Origin of the sequence: Aeromonas sp. R7-5 (assembly GCF_040908015.1) — a bacterium.
GTDB lineage: Bacteria > Pseudomonadota > Gammaproteobacteria > Enterobacterales > Aeromonadaceae > Aeromonas > Aeromonas caviae.
The window spans coordinates 16,357-29,375 of the sequence record NZ_JBFOCZ010000007.1 but is presented as its reverse complement, the minus strand read 5'-3'; the positions used below and the strand labels follow the sequence as shown (position 1 = coordinate 29,375).

The following is a 13,019-nucleotide window of genomic DNA, read 5'->3' as shown; positions in this document are numbered from 1 at the left end:
CCCCGAGCCCGGCAGGGGAACAGCCCCCCGCCGAGGAGCACATTGTGAGCCGTGCGCGGGCGACGCAGGATCAGCACCACTTCTGGCACGATCCCGCCCTGCCCTTCATCGAGGCGCGGGCGGTGCAGGATGGCCGGCGCGTCTGCTATGACAAGCACAGCCACCCCCACTTCTCCATCGGCGCCATCACCGGCGGTCACAGCCACTACCTCAACCAGCGCAGCCTGCAAGAGGTCGGCCGCGGCAGCCTGGTGCTGATGAACCCGGAAGAGGTGCACGCCTGCAATCCCGTCGCTGACCAGCCCTGGTCCTATCTGATGTTCTACATCGACAACCTCTGGTTGCAGCGCCAGCAGGAGGAGGCCGGGCTCGGCAACGCGTTTCGCCCCTTCGACATGACCGCAAGCCGGGATCCCCTGCTCTACCAGGGGCTCTGCCGGCTTCATCGGCAACTGGTGGCGGAGCCGGATCCCCTGGCTCGCGAAGTGGCCTGCCACTTCTTCAGCCGCCAGCTTCTGGCCAGGCTCACCCCGGCCAAGTGGGATGACCGCCCTCCCCAGCACCTGCAGCGAGCCGCCGAGCTGATGCAGGACGAGAGTGCCTGCGCCCTCACCCTGGCACAGCTGAGTGCGGTGGCCGGGCTTACCCCTTCCCACTTCGTGCGCGCCTTCAGCCGCCACTACGGCATGACGCCCCACGCCTACCTGCTCGATCAGCGCATTCGCCACGCCCGCACCCTGCTGCGCCAGGGGCAGCCCCTGGCGGAAGTGGCCCTTGCCAGCGGTTTTGCCGATCAGGCCCACTTCCAGCGCCAGTTCAAACGCCGGGTGGCCGCCACCCCGGGCCAGTACAGAGCGCAGCTCGTCCCTCAGGACGAGCGCACCAGATAGGCGGCGCTGAGCAGCAGCAAGAGCGCCATGGCCCGATTGAACCAGCGCAACCGGCGAGGAGAGACCAGCCACCCCTGCAATCGGCTGCCCGCATAGGCCCAGCAGGCGATGGAGCCGAGGCAGATCACCAGATAGATGCCGGTAAAGAGGGCGATCTGGCTCATGCCGCCCGCGATCCCATAGGCTCCCATCCCCATGCTGGCGGCGAGCCAGGCCTTGGGATTGAGCCACTGCATCAAGGCCCCGTACCAGAAGGCGGGGGGTACGCCCTCCACTTCCTCCACCTCGCCGCTGTCCACCAGCAACTGCCAGGCCATCCAGCCGAGAAAGAGCACGCCGCTCCAGTGAATGGCCCCCAGCGCCACAGGCCAGCGGGACAGGGCGCCGCCAAGACCCAGCCCCATCAGCAGGAGCAGCAGGATGAAGCCGAGGGTGGCCCCCACCACGTGGCGCAGGCTGGCCGTGAAACCGTACCGGGCGCCGGTGCCAAGGGCGACCAGATTGACCGGCCCCGGGGAGATGGACATGGCCAGGGCAAACCCGGCCATGGATAACAGCAGACTGAATTCCATGGATGATGCTCGTTCAATTGAGGGAAGCCCGAGCCTACCCTGCCCGGGCGGCCCGATATTGAAGAAAATTGCGATCCCCTGGATGCCGTCCCCATTGCACACTTAGCGCAAACCGCCGCTTGCGGTAAACTGCCCTTCAACCCTCCATTTTCAGGACATCTCAATGGACCAGTTTGCCCATATCAGCGCCCATGATGCCCACCAGAAGCTGAGCGCAGGCGAAGCCCGTCTCGTGGACATTCGCGATCCCCAATCCTTCGAGACGGCCCACGCGGTCGGCGCCTTCCACCTCACCAACGGCACCCTGGTTCGCTTTATGAACGAGGTGGACTTCGATACCCCTGTCATCGTGATGTGCTATCACGGCAACAGCAGCCAGGGGGCGGCCCAGTACCTGCTGCAACAAGGCTATGACGAGGTCTATAGCCTGGATGGCGGTTTCGAGGCCTGGCGCAGGGAGTTCCCCATCCAGGCGGGGGACGCATGACAGAGGCGGGTCGTTCCTCCTCGACCGGCATGATCCAGCTGCTGGTGCTGGGCGACGCCCGCATGGCCCAGGCGCTGGTGGATTATCTCGCTACCCTGGGCATTCCGTGCGAGCTGACCCAGTCCGAGCTCGGCGTCTCGGTCTGGCTGGCGGACGAACGGCGCCTCGCCCAGGCCCAGCAGGAGGTCAAACGCTTCCTGAGCGAACCCAATCACCCCCGCTACATGGAGGCCTCCTGGCAATCCGGCCATGCCGATGCCCGGATCGACTACAGCAAGGGGATGACGGATCCGGTCACCGATTTCCTCCACCAGGCGGGCCCCCTGACCCTGGTGGTCATCATCGCCTGCCTGGCCATCTACGCTCTGGATGCCATCGGCCTGCCCATCTTCGACGAGCTCGCCTTCCACCCCACCCTGGCCCAGCTCACCGACTGGCAGGCCTGGCGCTACCTCACCCCGGCCTTCATCCACTTCTCGGTGCTGCACCTGATGTTCAACCTGTTGTGGTGGTGGTATCTCGGTGGCCAGATAGAGCAGCGTCTCGGCAGCGGCAAGCTGTTCATCCTGCTCATCGTCGGAGCAGCCCTGCCCAATATCGCCGAGTTCTTTGCCAGCGGCCCGCGCTTTGGCGGCCTCACCGGGGTGGTCTATGCCCTGCTCGGCTACAGCTGGCTGCGAACCAGGCTGCAACCGGATTGCGGCCTCGCCATGCCGCCAGCCCTGATGGGCTTCATGCTGGTCTGGCTGGTGCTCGGCTTCTTGGACATGCTCGGCACCCCCACCGCCAACATGGCCCATTTGGTCGGCCTGCTGGTCGGCCTTGCCCAGGGCTGGCTGGACAGACACCACAGGCCGGGGTGAGTCCTGGTTGTCGGCAATTGCTCGGCAACCAAAGCGACCACCAACATGGCTCACCTGGCGGGCCTGCTGAGCGGCCTTGCCCAGGGCTGGCTGGACAGGCACCACAGGCCGGGGTGAGGCCTGGTTGTCGGCAACAGCTCGGCAACCAAAGCGACCGCCAACGTGGCTCACGGGCCTGCTGGTCGGCCTTGCCCAGGGCTGGCGAGACAGGCACCACAGGCCGGGGGGAAGCCTGGTTGTCGGCAACTGCTCGGCAACCAAAGCGACTACCAACATGCTCACCTGTCAGACCTGCTGGTCGGTCTTGCCCAAGGCTGGCTGGACAGGCACCACAGACCAGCCTGAGCCGATTTGCCATAAAAAAACGCCGCCCCAAGGGGCGGCGTTTTTATTGGTCGGCCGGCTTACTGCTTGAGCAGGCTGCCGTCGGTCACCTTGACCGCGGTACCGCCGCTTGCGAAGAAGCTGCCGAACTGGGTCTGCATCTCGGTGGTGACGGCGCCGGTCGGATCGAAGTTCTCGTCCGGTGCCAGCAGCGAGCTGTGACCCCCGGCCACGAAGCGGGCCGCTCTGTGGTTGGCGGCGCCGGTGGCGGTCAGCGGCTGCAGGGCCAGGACCTTGAACAGCGGCTCGGTGCCACCCAGCGGGGCGGTGGCGATGCTGTTCGGGATCACTCGATCCGACAGGCTCAGGGCGCCGTCGCCGACGATTTCGGTGGCAAACAGCGGGAAGTCCGCCGCGATGCCGCTCCCCAGGTTGATGGGGTCTGCCGAATCCAGCACCGACTGCGCCGCAAAGCTGTAGCTCTGCAGGGTACTGGCCGCCGTGGCCTGGGTGGCCGCATCCTGGCTCGGTAGGAACTCGTTGACGAAGCAGGTCGGCACTGCCGTCTTGCAGTTCGGGGCGTAGGCGGTGAAAGCTGCCTTCAGGGCCGCACTGCCAGCGGTCAGCACGCTCATCTGGATGGTCGGACCGAAGGTCGGCGAGTTCAGCAACAGCGGCGCTATACCGCCACCCGGCATGGCCAGGCCGCCAGTGTCGAACTTGAACAGGGCGTCTGCCGTCAGGTTGCCAACAGACTGGTTGGCCACCGCCAACAGGTTGGCCCCCGCGATGGCACCCAGAGAGTGACCCAGGAAGTGTACCTTGAGGCTGCCTGCGGTGCCGATGGCGCCCTTGGCATTGGCCAGCCCCACCGCCAGACGCAGGCCCAGCAGATCCGCCACGCTCTGTTTCAGGTTGTCGCGGGCCACGGTCAGGTAGCTCAGGTTCAGGTAGGGGGTCGGGTTGTCTGAGGTGGTCACCGAGTCCATGCTGCCGGTCAGGGCGAAGCCGCGTTCACCGTGCAGGGGATGATCGATCACCACCACGGCCACGCTCTTGTTCGCCTGGGCACCGGCACCAATCTGGCCAAGGGCCAGGGCGTAGGCGTTCTCCTTCACGGAGGTGACGCCGTGCTGATAGATGATCACGTCGGTGATGTTCGCCAGCGGTGCGGCGGCGAAGATCCGCATCGGGACGGACTGCACCTCTTCCAGTGCCGGCAGCGGGTTGAAGCGCCCGATATTCATCTCGGGATCCAGCGCCTTGCCACCGGAGGTGAGGGTCACCCCGATCAGCTTGCTCGCCTCCGCCAGCAGCTCGGCCTGACGGCTCGGATCGGCGATGAGTTCGCCCAGCAGGGCCGGATCCACGCCAGCCCCCACCAGGCCGCCGATCACTTCGGCATCCTGGGCCTTCAGGGCGTTCGCGATGGCGTAGAGGCTGGGGATGGCACCGTGCCAGGACTGGGTCTTCGCCTTGTCCCAGGAGCCGGCGGTAGCCGGGGAGGAGAGGAAGTAGGGCAGCTTGACAGTGCCGCTGTAGACGGTGGTACCCAAGGCCAGATTGTGGAGTGGAGTGCCATCACCAAAAGCGGCGGCAATCGCATCCTTCTGCTCCTGGGGCAGGAAATTCTCGGCGTCCAGCTGGGTCAGGAAGGGGCTGCCGCCGCTCACCGACAGGGTATAGGTGCCAGGCAGGCTGGTATTGCCCAGGGCGTCCTGCTTCCACAGGGCGGCGGCGTCTAGGGTCGGGCTCTTGAGCACGGATGCGGCCGCCCCTTTCACCGCCACCAGCACGTCGGCGCCGGACTGGGTACCGAACCAGTCGGAGAAGATCACGTGGTCGCTGGTGATACCGGTGGCAGCCTTGAACAGACCTTCCTGCAGCGCAATCAGGCCGCTGATGGTCTGCTCCTGGGCGTTGCTGCCGGTGCTGGTCTTGTAGTTGCTGTAGTCGCTACCCGGTCGCAGGGGGGCACCCGTGCTGTCTTTGAGGGTATCGGTCGCCACTATCATGTAGTAGGAAGAGGGGTTGAGCGGCTTGAGCGGCACCAGATTCAGCTTGCCGGTCGTCTCGGCCACCACGAAGTCCACCCCGTAGGTCAGCACCTTCTTCACGCCGCTCGGACGCAGGGCCGCACTGTCAAACTCCAGCTCCATCAGGTAGAGGGGTGCCACGGAGGCTGCGAATTCAGCAGCGGCCGGCGCCTTGACCTGGATGCCGGAGGCCGTCACCGGCACGATCTGGATCGCCTGGGTAGTCGACCAGCCATCCAGGGTGGAGAGGGCGGACACCGGGTTGGAGAGATCCGCCGTTTCCGTGGAGAATTTCAGGGTACCGTCGGTCGCACGGGCTGCCAGGGCGCTGGGTCGGACTGCATTGGAGCCGCTCAGCAGATAATCGAGATAGCTTGAGGTATCGCCTGTGTTGTCGTCACTGCCACCACAACCGCTCAGCAGCGCACTGACGACGGCCGCGTAAATTAGCTTTTTCTTCATATCCTTATCTCTTTTATGTTGTTATCCATGATGAGCCTGACGGGGTAGGGTTCAAACCCGACCGAATCATATTAACAGCAACGCAACAATTAATAAGCCTCTGGTCAGTCATCTGATCTGATTTTTTTGTGTACACCATCAAGGAATTGGAATTGATTCCCGGTGTCACAGGGTAGCAGCCAGGGTGCATCAACCAGACCCGACCAGAGCCCGATGGGATCCATGGCGCAAAAAGCCGCCCCGATCTCGGCAAAGGGGACGATTTGTCGGTAGAATGGCGCCATTGCTTAAGGAGACCCCCATGATCGACCCGAAAAAACTGGAAGAGATCGCCAAACAGATACACAACGCCCTGCCCCCCGGCATTCGCAGCATGGGTGAAGAGGTGGAGAAAAAGACCCGTCAGGTCTTGCAGGCCCAGCTGGGCAAGCTGGATCTGGTGAGCCGTGAGGAGTTCGACGTGCAGACCAAGGTGCTGCTGCGCACCCGGGAGAAGCTGACCGCCCTCGAGGCCAAGCTGGCCCAGCTCGAGCAGCAGCTCGCCGCCAAGGGCGAATGATCCGGCGTGACCCGCCGTAGATAGCACAAACCCCAGCCAGGCTGGGGTTTGTCGTTTTTATGGGGACAACGAGTTTCTCATCCCCCCTTCTCTGGCAAGACGATAAGGGGGCAGATCGACGCTCTGCGGTTGGCCGTGGTCAGATAAACTCGTAGGCATCGCCGAAGATGCGCTCGGGCTCGGCGCCCAGCACCTTGAACTCTTCCCGCGCTGCACCGGCCATCTCGAAGCGGCCCGCCACATAGATGTCGTAGTCATGCAGGCTGACGAAGTCATCCATGATGGCCTTGTGCACCAGCCCGGTCCTGCCGGTCCAGTCGCTCTCGGGCTCCTGCACCACGGGAATGAAGGTCAGCGGCGCGTAGTCGCGCTCCCACTGCTGCATCTGCTCCAGCTCGTAGAGCCAGTGCGCCTGGCGTACCCCCCAGTAGAGGAACACCGGACGCTTGCTGCCGCTGCCGATCAGGTATTCCAGGATGGCGCGGGCATAGGAGAAGCCGGTGCCGCCCGCCATCAGGATCAGCGGTCGGGGGGATTCGTCGCGCAGGAACGCCTTGCCGGCGGCCAGCTCGACCTCGATCTCTCCCTGCTCGCGCATGCGGGCCAGCACCTGACCGGCATAGGCATTCTCGGGAGTGGCACCGATCTGCAGCTCCAGCACGCCGGAGCGGGTCGGCGAGTTGGCGATGGAGAAGGGGCGCTTGTCCGAATCGCTCATCACCACCAGCAGATACTGGCCCGGCTTGAAGCTCACCTCCTGCTGCGGCGCCAGCGCCACGTGCCAGATGGTGTCGACATATTCGCGCAGTTCCTCTACGCGGCACTTGATACGTTGCATTCTTGTCCTTGTGAGGGGCCTGCCCGGCCCGCTTCGCTCATGGTTTCACTGTTTTTATGGCGACCAGTTGGTGGTCAGGTCCGTCGAGCATACCCAATTCGGCACGGCAATACCGCACTTTTGCATCACAATGGCCGCGCCGCATCGGGGATCCCTCAGTCGAGGATCTTCAGCTCGTCCCAGATGGCATCGATCTTCTGCTTTACCGCCTCGTCCTGGACGATGGGCTGCCCCCACTCCCGGTTGCTCTCCCCCGGCCACTTGTTGGTGGCATCCAGCCCCATCTTGGAGCCGAGCCCGGAGACCGGCGAGGCGAAGTCCAGGTAGTCGATGGGGGTGTGCTCGATCAGGGTGGTGTCCCTGGCCGGATCCATCCGGGTGGTGATGGCCCAGATCACGTCCTTCCAGTCCCGGGCGTTGATGTCGTCATCGCAGACGATCACGAACTTGGTGTACATGAACTGGCGCAGGAAGGACCAGACCCCCAGCATCACCCGCTTGGCGTGGCCGGGGTAGCGCTTCTTGATGGTCACCACCGCCATCCGGTAGGAGCACCCCTCCGGCGGCAGGTAGAAATCCACGATCTCGGGGAACTGCTTCTGCAACAGCGGTACGAACACCTCGTTGAGCGCCACCCCGAGCACCGCCGGCTCATCGGGCGGACGGCCGGTGTAGGTGCTGTGGTAGATGGCATCCCGGCGCATCGTCATGTGGGTGATGGTGAAGACCGGGAACTCGTCCACTTCGTTGTAGTAGCCGGTGTGATCGCCGTAAGGCCCTTCGGAGGCCATCTCCCCCGGCTCCAGATAGCCTTCCAGCACGATCTCGGCGCTGGCGGGCACTTCCAGATCGCAGCTCAGCGCCTTCACCACCTCGGTACGGCTGCCCCGCAGCAGACCGGCAAAGGCGTATTCGGAGAGGCTGTCCGGGACCGGCGTCACCGCGCCCAGGATGGTCGCCGGATCGGCGCCCAGCGCCACCGCCACCGGGAAGCGTTCGCCCGGGTGGGCCTCCTGCCACTCGCGAAAATCGATGGCGCCGCCCCGGTGATCCAGCCAGCGCATGATCAGCTTGTTCTTGCCGATTTTCTGCTGGCGATAGATGCCGAGGTTCTGCCGCTTCTTGTAGGGACCGCGGGTGATGGTCAGACCCCAGGTGACCAGGGGCGCCACATCCCCGGGCCAGCAGTGCTGGATGGGGATCTGATCCAGATCCACCGCGTCCCCTTCCAGCACCACCTGCTGACAGGGGGCCGAAGAGAGCCGCTTGGTCGGCATGTTGAGCACCTGCTTGAAGATGGGCAGCTTCTCCATCAGCTCCTTGAGCCCGCGAGGCGGCTCCGGCTCTTTCAGATAGGAGAGCCAGGTCCCCACCTGACGCAGGGCGCTGACGTTGGGCTGGCCCATGCCCATGGCAACCCGGTCCGGCGTGCCGAACAGGTTGGTCAACACCGGCATGGTGTAGCCCTTGGGATTCTCAAACAGCAGGGCCGGGCCCCCCGCACGCAGGGTACGGTCGCTGATCTCGGTCATCTCCAGATAGGGGTCTATCTCGCGACTGATGCGCCTGAGCTGTCCGTTTTGTTCCAACTGCGCGATAAAATCACGCAAGTCCTTGTATTTCATGCAAGTACCCCAGCGGGATCAGGTGGTCCCGCATTATAACCCTGGCGGCGTATCCGGTGTACCCGTATCGGACCTCATGACGGACGAGGCGTGTCGCCGCTCCTGAAGCGTCAGCCGGTTTGCCAATTGACCCAGGAGCCTGGGCTCGTCCATCTGCAACAACAGGCCGGCCACCAGCCCGCCATACTGGTGCTTGCCGAGTTCGGCCAGGAGGAACTGCTGGGCCCCGTCCGGCAAGGGGGAGAGGCGGCTGAGCTGGTGCAGGGCGGGGACCATCAGGCGGCTGTTCTGGCTGGCGGCGATCAGCAGATCGCTCGCCTCCTGCCCTGAATAAAAGCGGGAAATGGTGTGCAGCGCAGTCAGGCTATCGTGATCCACTGGCTGACGCCACAGCTTGAGGTAGAGTGCCGTCTCCCCGGTCTGTTCGATGAAGTGCAGCAGCAACTGGTTGTCCGGCAAGAAGAGATTGAGGGCGGCAAGCCGCTGCGCCTCCCGGCGCAACACGGATACCGGCTGCCGATCGAGCACCGCCAGCAGGGCCTGCTGCTGCTGTGCCAGCTCGGGATTGCGGCTGTAGTAGACCTGCTTGAAGTCGAAGCGATCCTGCTCCAGCAACTGGCGATAGTTGTCCTGCCAGGCCAGCTGCTGCCAGTGGCTCAGCACCAGCCGGGCCTCGGCGGGGAAGTCGTAGGCGGGTAGCTGCACCAGGAAACCGTCCACCTTCCCTTCCACCAGCCATTGTGGCGCCTTGGCCGCTTGTGCCCGCACCCAGGCCAGCAGCGCCGGGCTCGGTGCGCCCGATGACTTGAGCTCACCCAGCAACTGGAACAACAGGAACTCCCGCTGCCCCACCGACAGGGTCTCGAGCAACGAGTCCATGGCATCAAACTGCCCGAGCGCCATGCGCCCGTCCAGGTACGCCCGATGCCCCTCCAGTCCCTCGTCCGCCACCAGGGGAGCCTGCAATTGCGGCGGGGAGTCGGCATGCACCGGGGCCGCCAGCCACAACCAACCCATCCATATGAACAACACCAGCTTCATGACGTCCCTTTCCTTGTGACATCGAGGCTTCATACTACTAAGCCAGCCGTGAAATAGATAAACAAAAACCGCGACCTGGGCCGCGGTTTTGTCATTGAAGAGACTGTTACTTCTGTTGACGCTTCATGGAGTCGAAGAACTCGTCGTTGGTCTTGGTCGCAGCCAGCTTGTCGATGAGGAACTCGATGCTGTCGATCTCGCCCATGGGGTGAATGATCTTGCGCAGGATCCACATCTTCTGCAGCTCGTCCGGGGCGGTCAGCAGCTCTTCCTTGCGGGTGCCGGAGCGGGTGATGTCGATGGCCGGGTAGACGCGCTTCTCGGCAATCTTGCGCGAGAGGTGCAGTTCCATGTTGCCGGTACCCTTGAACTCTTCGTAGATGACTTCATCCATCTTGGAACCGGTATCGATCAGCGCGGTGGCGATGATGGTCAGGCTGCCGCCCTCTTCGACGTTGCGCGCCGCACCGAAGAAACGTTTCGGACGGTGCAGGGCGTTGGCGTCCACACCACCGGTCAGCACCTTGCCGGAAGACGGGATGACGGTGTTGTAGGCGCGGGCCAGACGGGTGATGGAGTCCAGCAGGATCACCACATCCTTCTTGTGCTCGACCAGACGCTTGGCCTTCTCGATCACCATTTCGGCGACCTGGACGTGACGGGAGGCCGGCTCGTCGAAGGTGGAGGCGATCACTTCGCCCTTCACCATCCGCTGCATCTCGGTCACTTCTTCCGGACGCTCGTCAATCAGCAGCACGATCAGCTCACAATCCGGGTGGTTGTAGGCGATGCTCTGGGCGATGTTCTGCAGCAGCATGGTCTTACCGGCCTTGGGCGGTGCAACGATGAGACCGCGCTGGCCCTTGCCGATCGGGGATGCCAGATCCAGTACACGGGCGGTGATGTCTTCGGTGGAACCGTTGCCACGCTCCATGCGCAGACGCTCGTTGGCGTGCAGGGGAGTGAGGTTTTCAAACAGGATCTTGTTGCGGGAGTTTTCCGGACGGTCGTAGTTGACGTCGTTGACCTTGAGCAGGGCGAAATAGCGCTCGCCCTCTTTCGGCGGCCGGATCTTGCCGGAGATGGTGTCGCCGGTACGCAGGTTGAAGCGGCGGATCTGGCTCGGGGAGACATAGATGTCATCCGGACCAGCGAGATAAGAGCCGTCTGCACTGCGCAGGAAACCGAAACCGTCGGTCAGGATTTCCAGCACACCGTCGCCAAAGATATCCTCGCCGCCCTTGGCGTGCGCCTTGAGGATTGCAAAGATAATGTCTTTCTTGTGCGCCCGAGCCAGATTTTCCAACCCCATGGATTCGCCAAGCTGGACCAGCTCGGACACAGGAGTGTTCTTAAGTTCAGTCAGATTCATAGTGGTGAAAGTCTGTAAGCAAGGATTGAAATGAGGAGACAGTCTGCTGGATTGATGCTGATCGGATTTGACTTGCCAGGCTGGTAGTTAAGCAAAGAGTCAGGCAAAAAGGTTAGCAAACGAGCGATAAACTAGCACCAATCAGGGTGAGCGTCTAGGTGATAAAACACAAGGAGCGCATTATTGCAATGCGCTCCTTCTTGATTATTACAGGTTGCCGTCCAGGAACTCTTTCAGTTGGGTCTTGGACAGGGCGCCGACCTTGGTCGCTGCCACTTCACCATTCTTGAACAGCAGCAGGGTCGGGATACCACGAATGCCGTACTTGGGCGGAGTGTCGGCGTTATGATCGATGTTCAATTTCGCCACGGTCACGCGACCTTCATATTCCTGAGCAACTTCGTTCAGGATCGGGGCAATCATCTTGCACGGTCCACACCATTCGGCCCAGAAATCGACCAGAACAGGGCTGTCGGCGTTGATTACATCGGCCTCGAAGCTGGCATCGCTCAGCTGAACAATCTTGTCACTCATCTCCAACTCCAGTCAGTAATTAAGGCTTTATTGATGGTTCAACAAAGGCAATAGTTGCCCTATTTGAAATGATCCTGTTTATTATTGCAAGCCTAACCTGATAACCTACCGCCATGAGCAAAACACATCTAACGACCGAAAAATTCGCCCAAATGGGCCTCGAACCCGAAGTTCTGGCTGGTCTGGAATCAAAGGGATTTCACTATTGTACGCCCATCCAGGCACTGTCCCTGCCCCTGCTGGTTGAAGGTCATGATCTCGCCGGTCAGGCTCAGACGGGGACCGGCAAAACCCTGGCTTTCCTGGCGGCGACATTCAACTATTTGCTGACCCATCCGCTGACCAGGCCGCGCCTCGTCAACCAGCCCCGCGCCATCATCATGGCCCCGACCCGGGAGCTGGCCGTCCAGATCTATAACGATGCAGAGAGCATGTCAGCCTCTACCGGGCTCAAGCTCGGTCTCGCCTATGGTGGCGAAGGCTACGACAAGCAGCTGGCCGTGCTGGAACAGGGCGTCGACATCCTGATCGGCACTACGGGTCGCATCATCGACTACTTCAAGTCCAAGGTCATCGATCTCGGCAACATCCAGGTCGTGGTACTGGACGAAGCGGATCGCATGTTCGATCTGGGCTTCATCAAGGACATCCGTTTCCTGTTCCGCCGCATGCCCCCCGCCACCGAGCGTCTGAGCATGCTGTTCTCCGCCACCCTCTCCCTGCGGGTGCAGGAGCTGGCCTATGAACACATGAACCACCCGGAACATGTACAGGTCGAACCGGAACAGATGACCGGCGTGCGGATCAAGGAGGAGCTCTTCTACCCCTCCAACGAAGACAAGATGTTGCTGCTGCTCTCCCTGATGGAAGAGGAGTGGCCCGAGAAAGCCATCGTCTTCGCCAACACCAAGCACGTCTGTGAAGACGTTCACGCCTGGCTGGAGAACGACGGCCACCGCGTCGGCCTGCTGACCGGCGACGTGCCGCAGAAGAAGCGGATGAAGATCCTGGAAGACTTCACCAAGGGTACCCTGGATATCCTGGTCGCCACCGACGTGGCCGCCCGTGGTCTGCACATCCCCGACGTGACTCACGTCTTCAACTACGACCTGCCCGATGATGCCGAAGACTATGTCCACCGCATCGGTCGTACCGGCCGCGCCGGCAGAAGCGGTCACTCCATCAGCCTGGCCTGTGAAGACTATGCCTTCAACCTGCCGGCCATCGAGGAGTACATCCACCACCCCATCCCGGTCAGCAAGTATGACCGCGAGGCGCTGCTGGATGACGTCACCGCACCAAAACGGGTGTTCCGCAACCGCCAGCCGGTGAACCGCAACATGCGGGATCGCCAGGGCGGTGGCAACAGCAACAACCGTCGTCGTCCCCCCCGCAAGAACTGAGGGATCGGCCAAG

At 62.6% G+C, this 13,019-nt stretch carries 12 protein-coding genes; 5 read left to right on the top strand and 7 right to left on the bottom strand.

The annotated features are described in order from the left end of the window. Positions 1–44 precede the first annotated feature (44 nt). Positions 45–890 carry a helix-turn-helix domain-containing protein gene (locus AB5Y53_RS02565; RefSeq protein ID WP_368181075.1) on the top strand — a complete coding sequence of 282 codons (846 nt, stop codon included), beginning with the start codon at positions 45–47 and terminating at the stop codon, positions 888–890. Here AB5Y53_RS02565 and AB5Y53_RS02560 read toward each other — a convergent pair. Then, the gene (locus AB5Y53_RS02560) at positions 869–1,462 is read right to left on the bottom strand and encodes a LysE family translocator (RefSeq protein WP_368181074.1); all 594 of its coding nucleotides are present in this window, start codon (positions 1,460–1,462) and stop codon (positions 869–871) included. The two genes, AB5Y53_RS02565 and AB5Y53_RS02560, sit on opposite strands and share 22 nt — an antisense overlap. A gap of 163 nt (positions 1,463–1,625) precedes the next feature. Here AB5Y53_RS02560 and glpE point away from each other — a divergent pair, with 163 nt between their 5' ends. Together glpE and glpG are read left to right on the top strand one after the other, a co-directional pair. Continuing rightward, entirely contained in the window at positions 1,626–1,949 is a 324-nt protein-coding gene (glpE, locus tag AB5Y53_RS02555) for a thiosulfate sulfurtransferase GlpE (RefSeq protein WP_005307320.1), read from the top strand. A 29-nt stretch (positions 1,950–1,978) separates the two neighbouring features. Then, a complete protein-coding gene (gene glpG, locus AB5Y53_RS02550; protein WP_368181091.1) occupies positions 1,979–2,812 on the top strand; it encodes a rhomboid family intramembrane serine protease GlpG in 834 nt (277 codons plus the stop codon). Between the two features lie 404 nt (positions 2,813–3,216). Here glpG and AB5Y53_RS02545 read toward each other — a convergent pair whose 3' ends face one another. Further along, positions 3,217–5,634 (bottom strand): VolA/Pla-1 family phospholipase, encoded by a 2,418-nt coding sequence (locus AB5Y53_RS02545; RefSeq protein WP_368181073.1) that lies wholly within the window; start codon positions 5,632–5,634, stop codon positions 3,217–3,219. 301 nt (positions 5,635–5,935) lie between these two features. Between AB5Y53_RS02545 and AB5Y53_RS02540 the strand changes: the two genes are divergently transcribed. Further along, a complete protein-coding gene (locus AB5Y53_RS02540; RefSeq protein WP_279990388.1) occupies positions 5,936–6,193 on the top strand; it encodes an accessory factor UbiK family protein in 258 nt (85 codons plus the stop codon). A gap of 139 nt (positions 6,194–6,332) precedes the next feature. On the opposite strand, the gene fre is transcribed toward AB5Y53_RS02540, so the two are convergent. The 5 genes from fre to trxA form a co-directional block, all read right to left on the bottom strand. Continuing rightward, the gene (fre, locus tag AB5Y53_RS02535; RefSeq protein ID WP_010672373.1) at positions 6,333–7,031 is read right to left on the bottom strand and encodes an NAD(P)H-flavin reductase; all 699 of its coding nucleotides are present in this window, start codon (positions 7,029–7,031) and stop codon (positions 6,333–6,335) included. Between the two features lie 155 nt (positions 7,032–7,186). Beyond that, positions 7,187–8,656, bottom strand: coding sequence for a 4-hydroxy-3-polyprenylbenzoate decarboxylase (gene ubiD / locus AB5Y53_RS02530; RefSeq protein WP_368181072.1), 1,470 nt, complete (start codon positions 8,654–8,656; stop codon positions 7,187–7,189). Positions 8,657–8,689: 33 nt separating this feature from the next. Further along, the gene (locus tag AB5Y53_RS02525; protein WP_010672371.1) at positions 8,690–9,697 is read right to left on the bottom strand and encodes a hypothetical protein; all 1,008 of its coding nucleotides are present in this window, start codon (positions 9,695–9,697) and stop codon (positions 8,690–8,692) included. Between the two features lie 106 nt (positions 9,698–9,803). Beyond that, a complete protein-coding gene (rho, locus tag AB5Y53_RS02520; RefSeq protein WP_010672370.1) occupies positions 9,804–11,069 on the bottom strand; it encodes a transcription termination factor Rho in 1,266 nt (421 codons plus the stop codon). A gap of 207 nt (positions 11,070–11,276) precedes the next feature. Further along, on the bottom strand, positions 11,277–11,603 hold the full coding sequence (trxA, locus tag AB5Y53_RS02515) for a thioredoxin TrxA (RefSeq protein WP_010672369.1): 327 nt from the start codon (positions 11,601–11,603) through the stop codon (positions 11,277–11,279). A gap of 113 nt (positions 11,604–11,716) precedes the next feature. Between trxA and rhlB the strand changes: the two genes are divergently transcribed. Beyond that, positions 11,717–13,006 (top strand): ATP-dependent RNA helicase RhlB, encoded by a 1,290-nt coding sequence (gene rhlB / locus AB5Y53_RS02510; RefSeq protein WP_368181071.1) that lies wholly within the window; start codon positions 11,717–11,719, stop codon positions 13,004–13,006. Positions 13,007–13,019: the final 13 nt, after the last annotated feature.